21 protein-coding genes are annotated in these 22,361 nt (G+C 36.3%); 11 read left to right on the plus strand and 10 right to left on the minus strand.

The window, feature by feature from the left end:
* The first annotated feature begins 31 nt into the window (after nt 1-31).
* The gene (locus R2Q77_RS20255) at nt 32-466 is read left to right on the plus strand and encodes an SRPBCC domain-containing protein (protein WP_316805528.1); all 435 of its coding nucleotides are present in this window, start codon (nt 32-34) and stop codon (nt 464-466) included.
* Between the two features lie 72 nt (nt 467-538).
* On the opposite strand, the gene msrA is transcribed toward R2Q77_RS20255, so the two are convergent.
* Nucleotides 539-1,033: a peptide-methionine (S)-S-oxide reductase MsrA gene (msrA, locus tag R2Q77_RS20260; RefSeq protein ID WP_316805529.1), complete on the minus strand. Its 495-nt coding sequence runs from the start codon at nt 1,031-1,033 to the stop codon at nt 539-541.
* A gap of 365 nt (nt 1,034-1,398) precedes the next feature.
* Here msrA and lat point away from each other — a divergent pair, with 365 nt between their 5' ends.
* Nucleotides 1,399-2,730 (plus strand): L-lysine 6-transaminase, encoded by a 1,332-nt coding sequence (gene lat / locus R2Q77_RS20265; protein ID WP_316805530.1) that lies wholly within the window; start codon nt 1,399-1,401, stop codon nt 2,728-2,730.
* Between the two features lie 2 nt (nt 2,731-2,732).
* A complete protein-coding gene (locus R2Q77_RS20270; RefSeq protein ID WP_316805531.1) occupies nt 2,733-3,134 on the plus strand; it encodes a hypothetical protein in 402 nt (133 codons plus the stop codon).
* A 175-nt stretch (nt 3,135-3,309) separates the two neighbouring features.
* On the opposite strand, the gene R2Q77_RS20275 is transcribed toward R2Q77_RS20270, so the two are convergent.
* From R2Q77_RS20275 to R2Q77_RS20290, 4 genes are all read right to left on the minus strand, one after another.
* The gene (locus R2Q77_RS20275) at nt 3,310-4,671 is read right to left on the minus strand and encodes an acyl-CoA dehydrogenase family protein (RefSeq protein WP_316805532.1); all 1,362 of its coding nucleotides are present in this window, start codon (nt 4,669-4,671) and stop codon (nt 3,310-3,312) included.
* Between the two features lie 427 nt (nt 4,672-5,098).
* Complete coding sequence (bshB1, locus tag R2Q77_RS20280) at nt 5,099-5,815, minus strand: bacillithiol biosynthesis deacetylase BshB1 (protein ID WP_316805533.1); 717 nt, start codon at nt 5,813-5,815, stop codon at nt 5,099-5,101.
* Nucleotides 5,816-5,819: 4 nt separating this feature from the next.
* Complete coding sequence (locus R2Q77_RS20285; RefSeq protein ID WP_316805534.1) at nt 5,820-6,332, minus strand: glutathione peroxidase; 513 nt, start codon at nt 6,330-6,332, stop codon at nt 5,820-5,822.
* 8 nt (nt 6,333-6,340) lie between these two features.
* Nucleotides 6,341-6,955 carry a DUF4294 domain-containing protein gene (locus R2Q77_RS20290; protein ID WP_316805535.1) on the minus strand — a complete coding sequence of 205 codons (615 nt, stop codon included), beginning with the start codon at nt 6,953-6,955 and terminating at the stop codon, nt 6,341-6,343.
* A gap of 110 nt (nt 6,956-7,065) precedes the next feature.
* On the opposite strand from R2Q77_RS20290, the gene R2Q77_RS20295 reads away from it, so the two are divergent.
* The 5 genes from R2Q77_RS20295 to R2Q77_RS20315 all read left to right on the plus strand — a co-directional run bounded on the left by R2Q77_RS20295 (nt 7,066) and on the right by R2Q77_RS20315 (nt 13,520).
* Nucleotides 7,066-9,273 carry a bifunctional (p)ppGpp synthetase/guanosine-3',5'-bis(diphosphate) 3'-pyrophosphohydrolase gene (locus tag R2Q77_RS20295; RefSeq protein ID WP_316805536.1) on the plus strand — a complete coding sequence of 736 codons (2,208 nt, stop codon included), beginning with the start codon at nt 7,066-7,068 and terminating at the stop codon, nt 9,271-9,273.
* Nucleotides 9,274-9,356: 83 nt separating this feature from the next.
* Nucleotides 9,357-9,992: a hypothetical protein gene (locus tag R2Q77_RS20300; protein WP_316805537.1), complete on the plus strand. Its 636-nt coding sequence runs from the start codon at nt 9,357-9,359 to the stop codon at nt 9,990-9,992.
* A 149-nt stretch (nt 9,993-10,141) separates the two neighbouring features.
* A complete protein-coding gene (locus R2Q77_RS20305; RefSeq protein WP_316805538.1) occupies nt 10,142-10,639 on the plus strand; it encodes a transcriptional repressor in 498 nt (165 codons plus the stop codon).
* 38 nt (nt 10,640-10,677) lie between these two features.
* On the plus strand, nt 10,678-11,955 hold the full coding sequence (locus R2Q77_RS20310; protein ID WP_316805539.1) for an adenylosuccinate synthase: 1,278 nt from the start codon (nt 10,678-10,680) through the stop codon (nt 11,953-11,955).
* 308 nt (nt 11,956-12,263) lie between these two features.
* Nucleotides 12,264-13,520 (plus strand): anthranilate synthase component I family protein, encoded by a 1,257-nt coding sequence (locus R2Q77_RS20315; RefSeq protein WP_316805540.1) that lies wholly within the window; start codon nt 12,264-12,266, stop codon nt 13,518-13,520.
* Between the two features lie 130 nt (nt 13,521-13,650).
* Here R2Q77_RS20315 and R2Q77_RS20320 read toward each other — a convergent pair whose 3' ends face one another.
* From R2Q77_RS20320 to R2Q77_RS20335, 4 genes are all read right to left on the minus strand, one after another.
* Nucleotides 13,651-14,523 (minus strand): M48 family metallopeptidase, encoded by an 873-nt coding sequence (locus tag R2Q77_RS20320; protein WP_316805541.1) that lies wholly within the window; start codon nt 14,521-14,523, stop codon nt 13,651-13,653.
* A gap of 95 nt (nt 14,524-14,618) precedes the next feature.
* Nucleotides 14,619-15,266 (minus strand): glycerol-3-phosphate 1-O-acyltransferase PlsY, encoded by a 648-nt coding sequence (gene plsY / locus R2Q77_RS20325; protein ID WP_131538956.1) that lies wholly within the window; start codon nt 15,264-15,266, stop codon nt 14,619-14,621.
* Between the two features lie 50 nt (nt 15,267-15,316).
* Complete coding sequence (gene nadC, locus R2Q77_RS20330) at nt 15,317-16,159, minus strand: carboxylating nicotinate-nucleotide diphosphorylase (RefSeq protein ID WP_316805542.1); 843 nt, start codon at nt 16,157-16,159, stop codon at nt 15,317-15,319.
* A 94-nt stretch (nt 16,160-16,253) separates the two neighbouring features.
* On the minus strand, nt 16,254-16,652 hold the full coding sequence (locus tag R2Q77_RS20335) for a DUF4783 domain-containing protein (protein WP_316805543.1): 399 nt from the start codon (nt 16,650-16,652) through the stop codon (nt 16,254-16,256).
* 172 nt (nt 16,653-16,824) lie between these two features.
* Between R2Q77_RS20335 and gpmI the strand changes: the two genes are divergently transcribed.
* Nucleotides 16,825-18,348, plus strand: a complete 1,524-nt coding sequence (gene gpmI / locus R2Q77_RS20340) for a 2,3-bisphosphoglycerate-independent phosphoglycerate mutase (protein ID WP_316805544.1) — start codon at nt 16,825-16,827, stop codon at nt 18,346-18,348.
* A complete protein-coding gene (locus tag R2Q77_RS20345) occupies nt 18,348-18,878 on the plus strand; it encodes a hypothetical protein (protein WP_316805545.1) in 531 nt (176 codons plus the stop codon). Before gpmI ends, R2Q77_RS20345 begins: the two co-directional genes overlap by 1 nt.
* Nucleotides 18,879-18,929: 51 nt before the next feature.
* Here R2Q77_RS20345 and R2Q77_RS20350 read toward each other — a convergent pair whose 3' ends face one another.
* Nucleotides 18,930-19,550, minus strand: coding sequence for a tetratricopeptide repeat protein (locus R2Q77_RS20350; RefSeq protein WP_316805546.1), 621 nt, complete (start codon nt 19,548-19,550; stop codon nt 18,930-18,932).
* Nucleotides 19,551-19,867: 317 nt separating this feature from the next.
* Between R2Q77_RS20350 and lon the strand changes: the two genes are divergently transcribed.
* The gene (lon, locus tag R2Q77_RS20355; RefSeq protein ID WP_316805547.1) at nt 19,868-22,339 is read left to right on the plus strand and encodes an endopeptidase La; all 2,472 of its coding nucleotides are present in this window, start codon (nt 19,868-19,870) and stop codon (nt 22,337-22,339) included.
* Nucleotides 22,340-22,361 lie beyond the last annotated feature (22 nt).

The raw sequence follows: 22,361 nt of genomic DNA on the forward strand, positions 1-22,361 counted from the left end.
TTTATACCCTTAATTATTTAACCGCACACTTATGCCAACAGAAATTGAAACCGACATTTTAATAAACGCCACTCCCGAAAAAATCTGGAATATTTTAATTGATTTTAACGAATATCCAAACTGGAATCCTTTTATAAAATTGATTGAAGGAACAGTTAAAACAGGACAAAAAATAAAGGTTGAAATTGCTCCACCCGGAGCTAAAAAAATGATTTTTAAGCCTAAAGTTTTAGCCTTTGAAACCAATAAACGTTTCAGCTGGATTGGGCACTTATTATTTACTGGTCTTTTTGATGGCGAACATCAATTTGAACTTATCGACCATGGCAACGGAACAACTACCTTCAAACAGAGCGAAAAATTCAAAGGCATCCTTGTTCCTTTATTTAAAAGCCAATTGCATAATAATACAACCAATGGTTTTAATTTAATGAACGAGAAACTTAAAGAGATGGCTGAAAAATAAACTAAGTTTAAAATCAGTTTAGCGAAAAATTACCGTCATTACGCGCTAACACACGCAATGACGATAAAATTTTTATGAGGTCAACGTCCATTCTGGTCTTTCAAAATGGCAGGTATAACCATAAGGGTTCTTTTGCAAATAAGCCTGATGCTCTTCTTCCGCATTCCAGAAATCAGTTACCGGCACAACCTCTGTTACAATTTGGCCCGGCCATTTACCAGAAGCATTCATTTCAGCGATTAATGTTTTTGCAGTTTCTTCCTGTGCATCATCTGTAAAAAATATAGCTGATCGGTAGGACGTACCCACATCGTTTCCTTGCCTGTTGCGGGTTGTAGGATTGTGGATCATGAAGAAATATTCAAGCAGTTTCCTATAGGATAACTGTTCAGGATCAAACGTTATTTCAATAGCTTCGGCATGTGTACCATGGTTGCGGTAAGTTGCATTGTGCACATCGCCTCCGGTATAACCGACTACTGTAGAAATTACACCCGGATAATTACGGATAAGTTCTTCTACGCCCCAAAAACAACCGCCAGCAAGAATGGCTTTTTCAGTATTCATATCTATCTCCTTTTTTAATTAATTAAAAGTACGGCGATGAAGTGTAAATGGCAAACAGAAACTGCATTCAAAAAGCGTTTATGCCTTATGGATTTGCAAAATTACCAACCAACGACAAATTGAATATTTATCATTACAAGGCATAATTTTTCGGTAATTATGAATCAAAAACTGAATTTAATGTCCGTTGTTTCTCAATCTGCATCAAAAAAGTTTTCCACATTTCTAAAGTCCAAAATGCGATTTTGTCTAAAAACATACTTTAAACAGTTTAAACCTATTTTTTGCCTTAAGAGTACAAAAAGTGCCTAAATTTTAAAATCAGGGGCTTTTTACTAAATTTGAAATACACCAAAACCAAATTTATGTACCAATTAACAGTACCCGCCAATCGCGTTAACGAGTCTCTTAAAAAGCATATTTTAGCAGATGGTTTCGACCTAACCTACGATATGGAGAAAAGCCATGGCGCTTACATTTACGATTCGAAATACAACAGAACTTTACTTGATTTTTTTACCTGCTTTGCTTCCGTTCCTTTGGGTTACAACCACCCCAAAATGATAAATGATGAAGCTTTTAAAAGCAGTTTATTACAGGCGGCTATTGCCAATCCTTCAAACTCCGACGTATATACCCAACAATATGCACAGTTTGTTGAAACGTTTTCTCAGGTAGGCATTCCCTCCTATCTACCGCATGCCTTTTTTATTGCGGGCGGCGGCCTTGCTGTAGAAAATGCCATTAAAGTAGCTATGGATTGGAAAGTTCAAAAAAACTTTGCCAAAGGTTATACTGAGGAAAAAGGTTTTAAGGTTTTACACTTCGAAAAGGCCTTTCATGGCAGAACAGGTTATACCTTAAGTTTAACTAATACTTTACCCGATAAAACCAAATGGTTCGCAAAATTCGACTGGCCAAGGGTTAGTACGCCTGATGTTAAATTCCCATTGGAGGGTGATCACCTAAACCATGCCATTCAAACAGAAGAAACATCAATACAACAGGTTAAAAAAGCATTTGCTGATCATAAAGACGACATTTGTGCAATCATTATCGAACCCATTCAATCAGAAGGCGGAGATAACCACCTGCGTGAAGAGTTTTTAACACAGCTTAAAGCCTTGGCTGATGAAAATGATGCCTTCTTAATTTACGATGAAGTACAAACTGGAGTAGGCCTAACAGGAAAATTCTGGTGTCATCAGCACTTTGGAGAAAAAGCCCGTCCCGATATTATTGCTTTTGGAAAAAAAATGCAGGTTTGTGGTATTTTAGTAGGAAACAAAGTAGATGAGGTTGAAACAAATGTATTTAAAGTACCAAGTCGCATTAACTCTACCTGGGGCGGAAATCTGGTAGATATGGTACGTTCTACTCAAATTCTACAAATTATAGAAGAAGATAAACTCTGTGATAATGCAGCACAAATGGGTAATTATCTTAAAGATAACCTGGGAAAACTGGCACAGAAATTTGATAAAATGACGAATGTACGTGGCAGAGGCTTATTATGCTCTTTCGATTTCCCTGACAAAGAAATGCGCAATGCTTTTATAGCCAAAGGACTGGAAAACAATGTTATGTTTTTAGGTTGTGGTAACCAAACCATTCGCTTTCGCCCGGCTTTATGTATTGAGCAAAAACATATTGACGAGGGATTGACAGTTATGGAAAAAATATTGCCTTTATTGTAGGCATGAACAAAAAAATCCTTTCTTATTTAATTGTTGTGGTTGTTTTAGCTTTAACTTTCTTTATGGTGAGAGATACTTTTAACCAACCTGGCGCTGAAGATATGAAAGCCGGTTTTACCGAAGTTGTTAAATACAGAAACGCCAATAATACTGGCCCCGTGCAAAGGATTTATATTGTAACGGTTAAAGATAGCATTTGGAAAGAATTGCAGGACTACGGCAATTTAATGCCGCACACCAAATATGGGAATACCAAGGTTTACTTCTTTATGGAAAATACAGCAACACCCAAAACGCTGCAACCAGGAGAAGTAAACTTTGATTCTCAGTTTAATCAATCGTGTATAGCTTTATATGAAAAAAGCGCCATGAGTCAGGTTGCCTTTAATAAACATCCATTTTAACAACAGATTTTATTAGCATTAAATTATTAATTGGAAATGAACGGTTTGGTATACCTTGGCATCTTTAACCCCGCTTTCCCTTCTGCTGGTTGAAAAAATCCGCATCCGTTCCAATCGGGTTTAGCCCTTAATATATTTAATAAACTCAAAGGCGCTCTAAACATTCATCTTAATTTTATACAAATGCCGAAAAACCAGTTATTGCACGACCAACAATTAGCGTATTAATCTCTTTTGTACCTTCATAAGAATAAATCGCCTCTGCATCAGCTACAAAACGGGCCACATTATATTCGAGTAAAATACCATTGCCCCCCATTACCTCACGTGCTTTGCTCACCACATCGCGTGTGCGTAAAGAACAAAATACCTTAGCCAAAGAGGCATGTTCATCTTTAAGCAAACCCTGATCCTGTAATTGTGATAAACGATAACACAAGGTTTGCATTGCGGTTAGATTGGATAACATCTCCACCAAATGATTTTGAATCAACTGAAATGACGCAATGGGCTTTCCAAACTGTTTACGAGTGCGGGTATAATCCAGTGCATTTTCATACGCACCTCGCGCACAACCTACTGCCTGCCAGGCAACCCCTGCTCGGGTCATTTGTAAAACTTTAGCTGTATCTTTAAAAGAGTTGGCATTTTGCAGGCGATCAGCTTCCTCTACTTCGCAATTGGTTAAAGTAATAATCCCATTTTGCACAATACGTAGAGCCATTTTATCCTGCATTTTTTCTACAGCAAAGCCTGGGTTTTCCTTCTTAACGATGAATCCTTTTACTTCACCGCTGTCTTCATCTCTTGCCCAAATGATTAAAATATCGGCAAAAGTTGCGTTGCCTATCCATTTTTTCTGTCCGTTTAAAACCCACTTATCGCCAATTTTTTTGCAGGTTGTAGTTAAACCACCTGCCGCAGCAGACCCGACTTCGGGTTCAGTTAAACCAAAGGCGCCGATAACTTTAAATTGTTGCATTAAAGGCAACCATTGCTGTTTCTGCGCTTCTGAGCCACATAAATAAATAGACCCCATGGCTAAGCCACTTTGAACACCAAAGAAAGTAGAAATAGAAGTATCTATACGGGCCATTTCCATCGCCAATATGCCTTCCATCAGGTTAGATTTACCCGGACAACCATAACCTTTGTAAGTTAAACCACATATATTTAGCTCGGCGAGCTTCGGTATAATTTCGAAAGGAAATTCGGCTTTATTCCAATAATGGTTTACAATTGGCTTTACTTCCTTTTCTAAAAAGGCACGTACTTTTAGCTGTAGTTCCCGGTCTTCATCATTTAATGCTTCATCACCTAAATGATAAAAATCGCCTTCAATAGGTGGCAATTCTCTTTTTTTGTGAGATCCACCCATCATTTTCATCATGCCCTGGATTTGTTTATCATCTAAACTCGAAATGGTTTCGACCATTTTAGGGAGATCTACCTTTTTTGAAAGCGCTTCGAGCTTATCAAAATCTACATGTTTAAAAAGATTATATGCGTTTTTTAGAGAAGAAAATATATTGGCCATTATTATTCGTTTTTAGAGTAACAAATAAAGATGGCTTTTGTTGGATAGTTTTAACCAGCTCAATACTTAGCTCATCTAAGATCTATTTAACACCCCAACACAAGTCTTCTTAGTTGTCTAAAGTGGTAAACAAAAGTAATATTCCAGAACAACCTAAGATGCCAAAGGAAATCTAAGATCTATTTAACAACCCAACTCAGGTGTTCTTAGTTGTCTAAGGTGGTAAACAAAAGTAACATTTCCTGAACCACCTAAGACACCTAAGGGCATCTAAGATTTATTTAATACTCCAACTCAGGTGTTCTTAGTTGTCTAAGGTGGTAAATAAAAGTAATATTCCAGAACAACCTAAGATGCCAAAGGAAATCTAAGATCTATTTAATACGCAAACCCATATGTGTCCTTACCTGGTAAGATTAAAACAATTTTACCTTAAGTCAAATAAATTATCTACGCCAAGCAACTTCCTTGAAGTAAAGCCTTCCCCGAAGGTTGCGCCAATACTTTTACCAAATTCTCGAGCTCTGCCTATGGTACTTTCAAAAAACTCTGGAGAAGATATGTAAGTATCCAAACCATCAACATCTGGATTATAAAACTGGGTTTTAAAAGCCTGTATCGATTTAATTTTAGTATCCATAAAATCAGTAATATCCACAATTACATCAGGCTCAATGTACCTGTCTTGAATGTACTGCAATAACAACCTCGGACGGTGTGCGGCCTGATTTACTCCATCAACCACCGTTTCTATTTTAGGTAAGCCCGATAAAAAAACGGAATCATAAACCAAATCTCCTGCACGTCCATGATCTGGGTGGCGATCGTGTAAAGCATTACTTAAAATAATTTCGGGCTGATATTTACGAATGGCTTTAATTACTTCTAAGCGATGAAATTCATCATTCTGAAAAAAACCATCCCTGAATCTTAAATTTTCGCGGGCATGTAAGCCTAAAATTCTGGCCGATTCTTTAGCTTCTTCATCCCGCGTTTCTGCAGTACCACGTGTACCCAGTTCACCTCTCGTTAAATCTACAATACCAACTTTTCTTCCTTGGGCAATGTGTTTTAAAATCGTTCCCGAACAGCAAAGCTCAGCATCATCCGGATGAACGGCTATAACTAAAATATCTAATTTCATTAATTTAAAGGGAATTTTCGCCCAACAGGCGTTGAACTTTCTTTTTAATTTTTGAGCTTAATGGTTTTGTAAAAGGAAGAAAATAATCTTCAACCTCTCCTTTTTTATTCACCAGGAACTTATGGAAATTCCATCTCGGCTTCGAACTTAATTTCCCATTTTGCTTTTTGTCGCTCAGAAATTGATAAAGTGGGTGTGCGTGATCTCCACGAACCATAATTTTATCAAAAACAGGAAATTGAACACCGTGATTTATTTCACAAAAAGAACTGATTTCTTCTCCATTTAAAGGTTCCTGTTTACCAAAATCATTGGTAGGGAAACCTAAAATCTCAAAATCAGGATTGTTAATTTCATCCTTTAATTGCTGTAATTCTTTGAGCTGAGGGGTAAAACCGCATTCAGAAGCTGTATTTACAATTAAAAGAACTTTATTTCTGTAAGCCGATAAGTGTTGATCCTCACCGTTAATTTTTTTTACCTTAAATGGGTAAATATTTGGGATGGTTTCCTTCATTAGGCAATTTATTGATAGAATCCGGATGTACGAATAATGGATTCGATATCCCGGTCCTGATTAGGATCATAAGTACTTTTTAAATTATGACCAACTACACGTGCAATAATCTGATAAGAAAATGCGGCGAAACCACCTTTTGTTTGTTTAACAATATCGTAAGTGGTTCTTCCAACTTCTCTATCTATCAACTTGGTTAATATCTGTCCCTGGGCAATGGTTAACTCCTTTATTTCGCGGTTAAACATTTCCTTAATCTCTTTATCGCAAGCTTTAACCAGTTCTTTTTGTTTCTTTTTTTCTGTATTAACGACTAAATCCTGTTCCAGCTGCTCATATCTGCGTTTGGCATACAAAGCATATGGCATTACCTTTAAAACATTATAACGCAACCGGTTATAAGCAGCCTGTTCTTCCGGCGATTTCCAAATCCGTAAAGCATAAATGCTTACATCATTAAGCTGCATCCATGGAATCATAATTCCGTTATCATTTGTAGAAGCCACTCTAATCGTATCACTTTTACCCATTTTAGGGAAAACTGGTGCAACATTCTCCTGCGCTTTTAGCGAACAGCCAAAAATGATTACAATAAACAGAAAAAAGAGCCCTTTAAAATTCATAATTTTATACGTTGACAAAGTTAGGTGTTATTTCATATATTAGGTGTTTCATAGAACTAATATAAGTTTTATTCAATAATAAGACGCAATTTTTTACGCAAAAAATACAAATGAAAACAGAGTTAGTGATTGACTTAGAGGCTGAGAAACAAGAAATTCTAAAAAGATACAGGGCATTATTAAGGGCGAGTAAATCCACTTTACAACGTGGGGATAAAAAAGAAATCAGAAAAGCATTTGATATGGCCCTCGAAAGCCATAAAGACATGCGCCGGAAATCTGGAGAACCTTATATTTACCATCCAATTGCGGTAGCACAAATTGCTGCCGAGGAAATTGGCCTGGGCACCACTTCTATTGTATGTGCTTTATTGCACGATGTTGTTGAAGATACTGACATTACCCTTGAAGATATTGAGCGCGAATTTGGCAAGAAAACGGCCAAAATTATCGACGGTTTAACCAAAATATCGGGTGTTTTTGATACCAATAGTTCTTTACAGGCAGAAAATTTTCGTAAAATGTTGCTTACCCTTGCTGATGATGTTCGGGTAATTTTGATCAAACTTGCAGATAGGCTCCATAATATGCGGACGATGGATTTTATGCCTCGTCATAAACAACTTAAAATCGCATCAGAGACCATTTATTTATATGCCCCACTTGCCCATCGCCTGGGTTTATATGCCATAAAATCAGAGCTGGAAGATCTTTCCATGAAATATCTTGACCCTGATACCTATAAATTTATTGCGAAAAAATTAAATGAGAAAAAGGCTGAACGTGCTTTATTCATTAAAAAGTTCGTTGAGCCAATAGATGAAATTGTTCACGAACAAGGCCTGGTGGCCGATGTTTACGGCCGTCCAAAATCTATCCATTCCATTTGGAATAAAATGAAAAAGAAAAACATCCCATTTGAGGAAGTTTACGATCTTTTTGCCATCCGGATTATCCTGGATAGCGCACCTGAAAATGAAAAGGCAGATTGCTGGAAGGCTTATTCTATTGTTACCGACTTGTACCGCCCCAATCCTGATCGTTTACGCGATTGGGTTTCTTCCCCAAAAGGAAATGGTTACGAAAGTTTACACACCACGGTAATGGGGCCGAGAGGGCAATGGGTAGAAGTACAAATTCGTACCCAACGAATGAATGAGATTGCCGAAAAAGGTTTTGCCGCACACTGGAAATACAAAGAATCGAGCAATGATAACGGCCTGGATCAATGGATTCAAAAGGTTCGGGAAATGTTAAGCAATCCTGAGGCCAATGCCTTAGACTTTCTGGATGATTTTAAAATGAACCTTTTTTCAGATGAGATTTTCATTTTTACACCAAAAGGCGCCTTAATTCAATTGCCTTTAGGCGCAACCGCATTAGATTTTGCCTTTGAAATTCATACTGATGTAGGCGCTACCTGTATTGGAGCCAAAGTAAATCATAAACTGGTACCAATATCTTATAAACTTCAAAATGGCGACCAGGTAGAGATTATTACTTCTAATAAACAAACGCCTAAAGAGGATTGGTTAAATATTGTTGTTACAGCAAAAGCCAAATCAAAAATTAAATCATCTCTAAAAGAAGAAAAGCGCAAAATTGCTGAGAATGGTAAGGAGATATTAGAACGTAAATTAAAATCGCTGAAGATTACTTACAATACCGATAACTTAAACAAATTAAGCTACTTCTTTAAACTTCCATCTACACAAGAACTTTTTGTAAATGTGGCTTTAGGCAAAATAGAACTTAAAGACATTAAAGAATACCTGTCGAGCGAAAAAGAAATTGAAACCCGCGGACCTGAACGTCCGGAAAACTTATCCGTTGACGGGATAAAGAGTAAAATTAAAGGTTCAGAATCTGATATTTTACTGATTGGAGAAGACATGCAACGCATTGATTACACTCTTGCAGCCTGTTGTAACCCAATTCCCGGTGATGATGTTTTTGGATTTATTACGGTAAGTGAAGGCATCAAAATCCATCGAACCAATTGCCCTAATGCAGCACAGTTGATGGCAAATTATGGCTACAGGGTTGTTAAAGCCAAATGGAACAAACAACAGGAACTTACTTTTTTAACAGGCTTACACATTGTTGGTATTGATGATGTTGGTTTAATTAACAACATTACCCGTGTAATTTCTACCGATTTTAAAGTAAACATGCGCTCCATTACAGTTGATACCAATGAAGGAATATTTGATGGTTCGATTATGATTTTTGTAAATGATACCGAACACCTCGAAAACCTGATTAAGAATTTACTGAAAGTTAGAGGTGTTACAGGAGTAACCAGATTTGATGCTTAGATAGTTAGAAATCCGAACAACTAAATAGAGAGCAGTACAGGATCTCAATCTTAAAGAACCTTATTCAGACATACAAAAAAAAAATGAAGATACAATCTATAATTATTGGAATCATATTAGTAACTATAGCGTTTTATCTTGTTAAGACAAAACTACTAAATCAGCAAATTAAACCGGATAATAATACGGCAAGACCTTCAAATGAACATTTACGAAAAGAAGAACGCAAAAATGACAAGCTCGTTTTAGTTGAAAACATCTCAAACTTAGAAGTTGACAGTATTTTAAAAGGTTTTTGTAATGTGTATAACAAAGAGACCTTTCAGGCTCAACCAAGACTTTATAAACTTAAAGAAAACGAATTTGCAATTACCTTTCCATTTGACATAGATTTTGAGATCTATTGCTACTTCATAAACTATGTTCATTATCCAATGGGATTTAACAGGTCATTTTATGTAAAAGGCTGGACAACAACACAAAGCGGGCAAAATTGGGTAGCTGATAAAGTTACAAACAAAAAAGTAATGTTATTTATTCCCTCAGACGACACAGAACACGACAATGTATTTTTAACGACTTCCGACAATATTGGATACAAACTCGGTTTTGCAATGGGTGAGGAAAAACAATTTTTAGATCAACCCAAACAACATTTTATTTCTCCTGGAATGGAAATTAAAGATTTAATAAATAAAGAATACAAAGACTTCAATTAAAAAACTACTACTTACATTTATATTTGAAAATTGAACTCTGGATTTACAACCTTTGACTTTCCGACTCCGGACTAATCTTACAACAATTAAACAATTGAACGCTACAACAATCAAACAATTTACCTACCTTTGAATGGAGTTTAAAAACTATGTCTGAACAAAAAACAAATGAGCTCGTTCGCAAGATTTTTGAGGCTTATTTAGAAAACAAAAATCTTAGGAAAACGCCGGAACGTTTCGCAATATTAGAAGAAATCTATTCACGAGACGATCACTTCGACGTTGAAACCTTATACATTCATATGAAAAACCAAAAGTACCGCGTAAGTCGTGCTACGGTTTACAATACTTTAGAGTTATTGGTTTCGTGTGATTTGGTTACCAAGCACCAGTTTGGTAAAAACATGGCTCAATTCGAAAAATCTTATGGTTACCGCCAGCACGATCACGTAATTTGTATTGAATGTGGTAAAGTTGTAGAATTTTGCGATCCCCGTATCCATCAAATCCAAACGATGGTTGGTGATTTATTAAAATTCGATATCAAACACCATTCCTTAAATCTTTATGGCTTTTGCTCTGATTGTAGTGTAGCCAGAAAAGTTAGTGAAAATGCTGCTGAGGCTGCAAAAATTAAAGCAAATTAAATAAATCCACAAAATAAAACCAGTTTAATTTATTAATAATGACGCAAGTAGATGTACTTCTCGGCCTGCAATGGGGCGATGAAGGAAAGGGAAAAATCGTTGATGTTCTAAGTCCAAAATATGATCTTATCGCCCGTTTCCAGGGCGGACCAAATGCCGGACATACCTTAGAGTTTGATGGCAAAAAATTTGTCTTAAATACCATTCCATCAGGTATTTTTAATGAAAAAACCATGAACCTAATTGGTAATGGTGTTGTAATAGATCCTATTATCCTTAAAAGAGAGTTAGATAACTTAAAAAAAGCTGGCCATGATCCTGTTGGAGAAGGTAAATTGGTAATTGCACGTAAAGCCCACTTAATTTTGCCTACACATCAATTATTAGATGCAGCAAATGAAGCAAGAATGGGTAAAAATAAAATTGGTTCAACCTTAAAAGGTATTGGCCCAACTTATATGGATAAAACCGGTCGTAATGGTTTACGTGTTGGCGATACTACCCTTCCTGATTTCGCAGCTCGTTATGCTAAACTGGTAGAAAAACATACCGAAATTCTTTCGCATTATAATTTTGAATATGAATTGGCTGAAAAAGAAGCTGCTTTTTTCGAAGCCATCGAATTCTTAAAAACCATTCCTCATGTAGATAGCGAACATTTTGTTAACGGTTATTTAAAAGAAGGAAAAGCTGTTTTAGCTGAAGGTGCACAAGGAACTTTATTAGATGTTGATTTTGGATCATATCCTTTTGTAACATCAAGTAACACCACAACTGCAGGTGCTTGTACAGGTTTAGGTATTGCACCTAATAAGGTTGGTGCTGTTTATGGCATCTTCAAGGCTTATTGCACACGTGTGGGTGGCGGCCCATTCCCAACAGAATTAAATGATGAAGTTGGTGAAAATTTACGCCAGATTGGCCACGAATTCGGAGCAACAACAGGTCGCGCACGTCGTTGCGGATGGATTGATCTTCCTGCCTTAAAATATGCCATCATGTTAAACGGGGTAACCGAATTAATTATGATGAAAGCTGACGTTTTAGATGGTTTTGATACCATTTATGCCTGTACACACTACGAGCATAATGGAGAAACGATTGATTATATGCCGTACGACATTATTTCGATTGAACCAAAACCGGTATTAAAAGCAATTAAAGGCTGGAAAACTGATGTAACTAAAATTACTTCGACTGATCAGATCCCTGCTGAATTAACCGATTACATCAAATTTCTTGAAAAAGAATTAGAAGTGCCTGTTAAATTCTTATCAGTGGGTCCAGACAGGGCACAAACATTAGAGTTGAATTAATATAAAAGATCATTTATTTGAGTCGAGTCGTTATTCCGACCGCAGTAGAGCAATCTTTCGACGAGTATAAACAAATCATAAAAAAGCAATCCATTAAGTTGGATTGCTTTTTGTTTTTAGAACAGCAATTTTCTATAGCTTCAAAACTGGAGTTAATCAGGATTAGATAAATTGACATTTGGAGATTTTTATGATATTAATAAAAAAAGGTTTCTACTTTCCAATACAGCGCCATAAAGAATAAATAATCGGTCAGGATTAAATTAATTTCGTACAATTATCAGCGCTATTTTTACCTTTGCCGCAGCTTGAAAAACGCACAAAACATATCAGATTTTAAAGAAAAGGCATTGCACTGGGCAAATCAGTTTGATGTATGCTGTCTTTTGGATTCCAATCAATATAAAGACACTTACTCTGCTTATGATTTTCTTATCGCGGCAGGTGTTCAAAACGAATTAAAATGTTCTTCGGGCAATGCTTTTGACCAGTTAAAAGCATTTCATACAGAAAATAAGCAATGGCTTTTTGGTTTTTTAGGTTACGATCTTAAAAATGAAGTGGAAGAACTCCGGTCAAATAATTCAGATCACTTAAACTTCCCCGATCTTTATTTTTTTGTTCCAAAATTTTTAATTGCTTTTAAAGATGAAAAAGCGGAGGTTTTAATTGGGGTTAAATCTGTTTTAGATGAAATCCAAAATTTCAGAACCAAACCAACAAGAGCATTAAACAAGTTAAACATATTACAACGTTTAACTAAAAACCAATACCTTAATACGGTTGAAGGCTTAAAAAGCCACATTATTCGCGGTGATATTTATGAGGTTAATTTTTGTCAGGAATTTTTCGCTGAACATGCAGAAATAGACCCCGTTTGCACATTTGAATTGCTGAATGCCATCTCGCCTACTCCCTTTGCCGGTTACTTTAAAGTTCATGATCAGTACATTTTATCTGCCACGCCAGAACGTTTTTTATGCAAACGTGGTACAAAATTAATTTCTCAACCCATAAAAGGAACAGCTAAAAGAAGCCATGATCTGAAAGAAGATGAGCAGATTAAACTTCGTTTAAGAAATGATCTTAAAGAACAAACAGAAAATGTAATGATTGTTGATTTAGTGCGTCACGACCTTACTAAATCTGCTGTAAAAGGCTCTGTTAAAGTTGATGAGCTTTTCGGAATTTATACTTTCCCTCAGGTACACCAAATGATTTCGACCATAAGTTGCAATTTAGCACCTGATGTACACTTTATTGATGCAATTAAGAATGCCTTTCCAATGGGCTCCATGACGGGCGCACCAAAGGTTAAAGCCATGCAGTTAATTGAGGAATATGAAGTTACCAAGAGAGGTGTTTATTCTGGTTCTTTTGGTTGCATTAGTCCTGATGGAGATTTCGACTTTAATGTTGTCATTAGAAGCATTTTATACAATGCGGAGGCCAAATATTTATCTTTCCAGGTTGGTGGTGCAATTACCTACCAATGTAATGCTGAACAGGAATATCAGGAATGCCTGTTAAAAGCAAGTGCTATTTTGAAAGTATTAAAAAATTAATTTCCCTAACTTATCAACAATACAAGCCAAAAGTAATCAGGTTGGTAAAGTCATTTTCAACTCCTTGAAAAACAAAAAAAGTCTTAGCGAAATGCTAAGACTAAGTTATTGTTAAATCTGAAGGATTAAATTAAGACTTCTTTTTCTTAACAGGAGTTTTTACAGGCACTTTTGTAGCAGAAGGAACTTTATAATATTTAAGTGCTTCAGGTAAATCCTGAGAAATTTGCTGGATACGATTAGCATCTGTAGGGTGTGTACTAAAAAACACAGGTGGCTTAGCCTGACCTTCACCAGCCACAGCCATTCTTTTCCAAAAATCTACAGCCCTTTCAGGATTATAACCTGCCATTGCCATAAAAGAAAGTCCCATTCTATCAGCTTCTGATTCTTGTGCTCTTGAATTAGGCAAAATATAACCACCTTGCACACCTAAACCAAAAAGCTGATTAACAGTAGATTGTGTAGCTTCTGATTTCCCACTGGTGGCTGCTCCTACTACCGCAGCTCCAATTTGTGCTGTTTGCATCTGCGAAGCTCTTTGTAGAGAGTGTTGTGCAATAGCATGTGCAATTTCATGCCCCATTACGGTTGCCAAACCTGTTTCATCTTTGGTAACTTTTAAAATACCCGTGTAAACAGCTACCTTTCCACCTGGCATACACCAAGCATTAACCTCGGGGCTTTCGATCAAATTAAACTCCCATTTGTAGTTCTTTATTTGCTCTCCAAAACCATTGGTATTCATGTATTGCGTAACCGCAGCAGCAATTTTATTTCCTACTGATTTTACCATTTGGGCATCAGCAGTATTCGCAGAAACAACCTTAGTGCCTGGATCACTTAATAACTGTGAATAACCTAATGCAGCTTGCTGCTCTAATTGAGATGGATCTACGCCAAACGTAGAAAATTTTCTTCCTGTTAAAGGAACAACTGAACTTGAACAAGCGCTTAACAAAATAGTTGCAGCGACACTTGCTGTTAATAATATTTTTTTCATGAGTTTAGTGTTAATCCGTTATCTGATGCCTGATTTAAATATACCTATTAACAGGAGCATTTAAATTAAGTTTTATCGAACGAATAATTTGTTAGTTAATTAGTCTTTTTCCTAAACAAATACACTTTGGATTCTTTGCCCTTCAGCAACCTTTCGAGGTTTTTTTGATGGGTAACGAGGATTAAAATACATACAACCATACCATACAACACTTCAGATTTTATGGATACATGGAAGAGAAATACGATACTAAGCGGAAAAGTAAAACCTGCGCATATCGAACTCAAGGAAACATATTTTGTTAAAAGCAATACCACCACAAAAACCAGAACACAAAGCATAGATGCTGAAAAGTTAACTGCCAAAATCATTCCAAAAAGAGTAGCAACTCCTTTTCCTCCTCTAAAACCAGCAAAAACAGGAAACAAATGTCCCATTACGGCGGTTACACCTAAAGCGAGTTGATAATTGACAAAAACAACTGAATTTTGTGGTCCTGTTACCGACATGCCTATTAAATAAGCAAGGTTTGTTGCTGTATAACCTTTAGCAATATCGATAATCATTACGGTTATACCTGCTTTTTTACCCAGAACCCGAAAGGTATTGGTAGCACCGGCATTACCGCTGCCATATTCTCTAACATCTACACCATAAAAGGCCTGTCCTAACCATACAGCCGTTGGTATTGATCCAAATAAGTACGCTACCAAGAGAGCGCTGAGAGAATAAACCGTAACCATAGCCTACAATGATACAAAAAATAAGCCTCTTATTTTATAGCAAACCACAGTTAATATGCTTTTAAGCTCATATCCAGACTCTTTACTGAATGGGTAAGTGCACCCATAGAGATAAAATCAACACCGCAAGCGGCATATTCGGCTACATTTTCTTCAGTAATTCCGCCCGAAGCCTCCGTAACAAAACGCCCGTTAATTAAATGAACGGCTTGGTTTAAACGATCAAAACTAAAATTATCCAGCATAATACGGTCAACGCCACCAATAGCTAAAACCTGATTCAGTTCTTCAATATTTCTAACTTCAATCTCAATTTGTAAAGATTTTTGTGCATTCGTTAAATATTTTTGTGCAGCCTGAATTGCATTTGCAATACCTCCGGCATAGTCTACATGATTATCTTTAATTAAAATCATATCGTACAAACCAATGCGATGGTTAACACCGCCACCAATTCTAACAGCCCATTTTTCTAAGTAGCGTAATCCTGGCGTAGTTTTCCGGGTGTCTAAAATTTTAGTTTTGGTATCTTTAAGTAAAGCAACAATTCTGCTGGTTTTGGTCGCAATGCCACTCATGCGCTGCATGCAATTTAAAACCAATCTTTCTGCAATTAAAATAGAATGGGTGCTTCCGCTTACGGTAAGTGCAATATCACCAACTTTAACCTGGGAACCATCTGTTAATAAGACATCAACTTTTAAATTGGCATCAACCACTTTAAATATTTCAACAGCCAGTTCTATCCCTGCTAAAATGCCATCTTCTTTAAGAATAAGTTTGGCTTTACCCTGGGTATTGGCTGGAATGGTAGATAATGAAGTATGATCGCCATCACCAACATCTTCGGTAAGGGCATTTTTTATAAACTGATCGACTAATTGTTTGTCCAAAATAGAAATATTTATGCCGTAAAAATAAGAATTATTTGTTATCAGGCAATTTATGATCGCCGATTAACAACCTTCAAATAAATGAAAAGTAAAATTAATCTTTAGCGGGCTCTATTCTCAATTCCGTAATCAGGAAATCAGCATTAAACTTCTTCATGGTTATAGAAATCCGGAATGTTTCTTTGGCGGTGCTTAGAAGAATAACTCCAAAACGGTAACTTGGGTTGGTATTTATTTTATGGAAGATACTGGTTTTAACCGGTGGGTGTTTAATAAAAAAATCTCTTAATATTTGCTCTCCCTGTGCTTTAGAGTATACATCTTCTTCATCAACGATGATCAATTCAATAGTTGAAGCGAATTTTTTAGCAATTTCTTTGGAGTTACTTGCCTTAAAATACGAAGACAAATCATCTATAATATCCGCCTGAAAGGCTGCAGGACGATAAATTGAAGTAATAGAGATAAACAATAAAAATAAGCTCCGGATCATTTCTGTATTTTATACATAACACCACAGCTAAAATTATGCCATTAGCTTATCAAAAAAAGGAATTGTTGATTTATATCACCTCCAATAAAGCTATATTTGCTTTTGTAAATAAAACATTAAAACATGTTAAGCACCAAAATGTTTTAATATTATTATAATTATTTAATTGAACATGACAAAAAATAAAAAACTCGCGCTTATTATTTTAGATGGTTGGGGCTACGGAAAACAAGACAACTCTGATGCTGCATATGCTGCCAACACGCCTTTCTTTGATTCGTTGTTAAAAAAATATCCAAATTCAAAACTGGAAGCTTCCGGAGAAGCCGTGGGTTTACCTGCCGGTCAAATGGGAAATTCGGAAGTTGGGCATATGAATTTAGGTGCCGGGAGAGTTGTGTATCAAGAACTTGGCCGTATAAACAAATCCATTACCGATCATGAATTGCATCGCAATCCGGTTTTACTGGAAGCTTTTGACTATGCTAAAAAAAACAACAAGCCTGTACACTTTATAGGCTTGGTATCAAACGGTGGCGTACATGCCCATATAGAACACTTAAAAGCCCTTAGTGATGCTGCTCAGGAAGCAGATTTAAATAAAGTTTTTATTCATGCTTTTTTAGATGGCCGCGATACAGATCCTAATTCTGGCTTAGGCTTTATCGCTGATCTTCAAAATCATATTCAAGGTTCTTCAACTAAAATTGCTTCGTTGGTAGGTCGTTATTATGCAATGGATAGAGATAATCGCTGGGAGCGCGTTAAACAAGCCTATGATGTAATGGTTAATGGTGTTGGAGAAAAAACTCAGGATGCTTTAGCCGCCATTGAACAATCATATAAAAATGGGGTTACCGATGAGTTTTTAAAACCAATTGTTTTAACACAGGATAACGGTGCACCCGTAGCAACGATTCAGAATGACGATGTTGTAATTTGCTTTAACTTCCGTACCGATAGAGGCCGGGAAATTACAACCGCCCTAACACAGAAAGATTTTCCTGAAAAGCAAATGCATAAACTGCCATTGTACTATGTAACCATGACAACTTATGACGAAAGCTTTGAAAAAGTAAATGTAATTTTTACCAAAGATGATTTGAGTAAAACGCTGGGCGAAGTTTTAGCCGGAAACCAGAAAAATCAAATCCGCATTGCCGAAACGGAGAAATACCCACACGTTACCTTCTTCTTTTCAGGTGGCCGTGAAGCAGAGTTTGAAAATGAGAAACGCATCCTTATACCTTCGCCAAAGGTTGCTACCTACGATTTACAACCTGAAATGAGCGCTGCAGGTATAACTGAAGCCATTACAAAAGAATTGGAAAGCGGATGGGCAGACTTTATCTGTTTAAATTTTGCAAACCCTGATATGGTAGGCCATACCGGCGTTTTTGAAGCGGTAATTAAAGCAGTTGAAACGGCCGATAAATGTGCTGAAACTGTAGTAAATAAAGGTTTAGAAAATGGCTATTCTTTCATTCTATTAGCTGATCATGGCAACTCAGAATTTATGGTTAACCGTGATGGATCGGCAAATACAGCACACACCACAAACCTGGTTCCTTGCATTTTAATTGATAACGATTACAAAAGTATTGCTGATGGCAAATTAGGCGACATTGCTCCTACCGTTTTAAAAATATTAGGTGTTGCCATTCCAGAAGAAATGACAGGAAATGTTTTAGTATAATGACGAAAAACCGCTACATTTTGGTATTTGCACTGGCATTCTTCTCCTGTAACCAGCAGAAAGAATCAGAAGCAAATACCGATTTACTGTACTTTGATACCAAAGGCTATTTTGAAAAAGAGGCCTCACGATTGAAAGAAATGAATCCTTTGGTCCAAAAATCTGTTTTCATCAATGGCTCAACAGAAAATAAAGCCACAAAAATTAGCGACTGGGAAAAGGAACTTTCTACATTTATAGATGCTGATATTAATAAAACATCGTGGAAAGGCAGTTTTAAAGTAAATAAAACTGCTACTGCCGACAATTACACATCTGACAACAGAAAGATTCCTGTAAAAAGAATTACAGTAGTTAAACTAAATGGTAAAATTACCCGTATCGAAATCATCCGGGAGAATAAAAATATCATTTACCACTCTACCGATACACTGTCTTACTTCCCTGATAGCTTATATGAAATCAGGAAGCAACAAAAAATCAAATTGCTTAATCCTAAAAAATACATCATTATAGGAAAGTTGAAATAAAAAAAAGGAGCTTTGAAAATTCGAAGCTCCTTTTTTTTAGTATTTCTGTTCTTATTTTAAACTGGCTATCTGAGCTTTGTCATAAGTAATCCAGTCGATAATATCCTTTCTTAAAGGCTGCATGGTTAAAACCTTCTGAAAATCGGCAATAGAATTGTTAAACAAAGCTACACAAGCAACTTTTTCAGGTCCTTTTTTAGCCTTGTACGATCTGAAAATAGCATAATCTTTATAAGCAAGCGCCCTGTTTTGAAGACCTTGAGTATCTTCTTCTCCACTAATTTCAATTGCCTTTGTAAAATCTTTAATCGCTGTGGTATAAAAACTTTCCCGCATTTGACTTAATGATTCTTTAGGATCATTCGCGATGTTTAACCTGGCCTTACCCCTGTAATAATAAGCCGAAACCTCTGTTGGTTTTAAAATAATTAAACGACTATAAGTTGCTATAGAATTTTCAAAATCTCCTTTCTGGAAATAAGAGTAACCAAGCATTTTTAAAACATCTGCATTGTTAGGATCTTTGGTATCGGCTTTTTCCAGCTGTGCTATAGCAGTTTTATAATCACCTTTCATCATGGCCTGCATACTCTTATCAGAACTGTTTTGGGCAAAAGCACCGCTTGATGAGAAAATAATTAATCCTAAAATGGTTTGTTTAAAATAGTTCATGTATTAATAATAAGTTAACAAATCTAACGCATCAGTTAAGATTTCCATAGAATATATTGCGCAATATAATCGAAATCCGATAATTTAAAAGATTTTTATTTTTCTTTAACTAAACTTACCCACGTAAACAACATAAACGTTAAATATTGGTTTATATGATTGTCTGTCTAAAATATTTAAAATTCTACTGCCTTTTTAACATAAGATTAATATAATTTTCACTTTGGCACAAGAGTTGAATTTATTATCCTGTTAAGTAATATAAACAAACTTTTAACGATCGAACTGCCAGTTTGTCGTTATATATAAATTCAAGAATGAGTAAAAACGATATATTTGATTTCAATTCTGCAATGCCCATGATAAACGAGGATACCGAATTTTTCCCGCTAATGTCTCAACAGGATGAGGAAGATATGAACAATGAGGAGACTCCTGAAATATTGGCCATATTGCCGTTAAGAAATACAGTTTTGTTTCCTGGTGTAGTAATTCCAATTACGGTTGGCAGGGATAAATCAATCAAATTAATTAAAGAAGCGTACAAAGGAAATAAGATTATTGGGGTTGTATCTCAAAAAGATGTTTCTATTGAAGACCCTACGTTTGACCAGTTAAATAACGTTGGTACGGTTGCCAATATCATTAAGCTGTTGCAAATGCCCGATGGAAATACAACAGTGATTATCCAGGGTAAGCAACGTTTCAGGTTATTAGAAGAAGTACAAAATGAGCCTTACATTAAGGCAACCGTTAAAAAATTTGAGGAACAAAAGCATAAAACGGATAAAGAATTTAAAGCATTAATTGCCTCTATCCGTGAAATGTCTTCTCAGATTATACAACTTTCGCCCAACATACCAAGTGAGGCCAGCATTGCGCTAAAAAACATAGAAAGTAATTCATTTTTGATCAATTTTATTTCATCAAATATGAATGCCGAAATGGCGGATAAGCAACAAATCCTTGAAATGGATAAATTGCAGGAAAGAGCGCAAAAAGTAATGGAGCTTTTAATGGTAGAGTTGCAAATGCTTGAGCTGAGAAATCAGATTCAGTCTAAAGTTCGTACCGATCTTGATAAGCAACAACGCGATTATTTCTTAAATCAGCAATTGAAAACCATCCAGGAAGAACTTGGAGGAAATTCTGCAGATTTAGAATTTGATGCTTTACAGGAAAGAGCAAAGAAGAAAAAGTGGGCCAAACCAGTTGCCGAGCATTTTGACAAAGAATTGGATAAGCTTGGCCGTATGAATCCGGCAGCACCAGATTATTCCATTCAGTTAAACTATTTGGAATTGCTTTTAGATTTGCCCTGGAGCGAATTTACTAAAGACAATTTCGACCTTAAAAGAGCACAACGTATTTTAGATAAAGACCACTTTGGCTTAGAAAAAGTTAAACAACGTATTATAGAATATTTAGCGGTTTTGAAGCTTAAACGCGATATGAAAGCGCCTATTTTATGTTTGGTTGGCCCTCCGGGAGTTGGTAAAACATCTTTAGGAAAATCAATTGCCAAAGCTTTAGGGCGTAAATATGTACGTATGGCATTAGGTGGTATTCGTGATGAAGCCGAAATTCGTGGTCACCGTAAAACCTATATCGGTGCAATGCCCGGTCGTATTATTTCATCTATCAAAAAGGCAGGTGCAGATAATCCTGTTTTTGTACTGGATGAGATTGATAAAGTTGGTACCGACCACCGTGGAGATCCTTCTTCGGCTTTGCTTGAAGTTTTAGATCCAGAACAAAATAGTGCCTTTTACGATCATTATGTAGAAATGGACTATGATTTATCCAATATCTTGTTCATTGCAACTGCAAATTCTTTAAGCACCATACAACCTGCCTTGTTAGATCGTATGGAAATTATCGAAGTAAACGGATACACCATTGAAGAAAAAGTAGAAATTGCCAAAAAGTACCTTTTACCAAAACAAAAGGAAAACCATGGCTTACAAAATAAAGACATTAACCTTAAGCCCGCTTTAATTGAAAAAGTAATTGAAGATTATACCCGAGAATCTGGTGTACGTGGTTTAGAGAAAAAAGTAGGCTCGCTGGTGCGTGGCGTTGCAACAAAAATTGCAATGGAAGAAGAATACAGTCCAAACTTAACAAATGAGGATGTTGAACGTATTTTAGGCGCCCCTATTTATGATAAAGATTTATATGAAGGTAATGAAGTTGCCGGAGTGGTTACAGGTTTAGCCTGGACCAGCGTTGGTGGCGACATTTTATTTATAGAATCGAGCTTAAGCCCGGGTAAAGGTAAATTAACGTTAACGGGTAATTTAGGCGATGTAATGAAAGAATCAGCGGTAATTGCTTTGGCTTATTTACGTGCACATGCTGCCGAATTTGGCATTGATTATTCGTTATTCGACAGTTGGGACGTTCATGTACACGTGCCCGCTGGCGCAACCCCTAAAGATGGCCCTTCTGCTGGGGTAACGATGCTCACTGCTTTAACATCTGCTTTTACACAACGCAAGGTAAAACAACATTTAGCCATGACAGGTGAGATTACCCTGCGCGGTAAAGTTTTACCGGTAGGCGGAATTAAAGAAAAAATATTAGCTGCAAAAAGAGCAAATATTAAAGAAATTATCCTTTGTAAAAGCAACCGCAAGGATATTTTAGAAATTAAAGAAAGCTACATTAAGGATTTAAAATTCCACTATGTTACTGAAATGAGCGAGGTGATTGATTTGGCTTTAACTAAAAACAAGGTTAAAAAACCTTTAGACTTGAGCATTAAAATTGCACCAATTGTAAACTAATTTGTAATCTTTTGGCTTAACA

Origin of the sequence: Pedobacter nototheniae (assembly GCF_032678625.1) — a bacterium.
In the GTDB taxonomy this organism is placed as follows: domain Bacteria; phylum Bacteroidota; class Bacteroidia; order Sphingobacteriales; family Sphingobacteriaceae; genus Pedobacter; species Pedobacter nototheniae_A.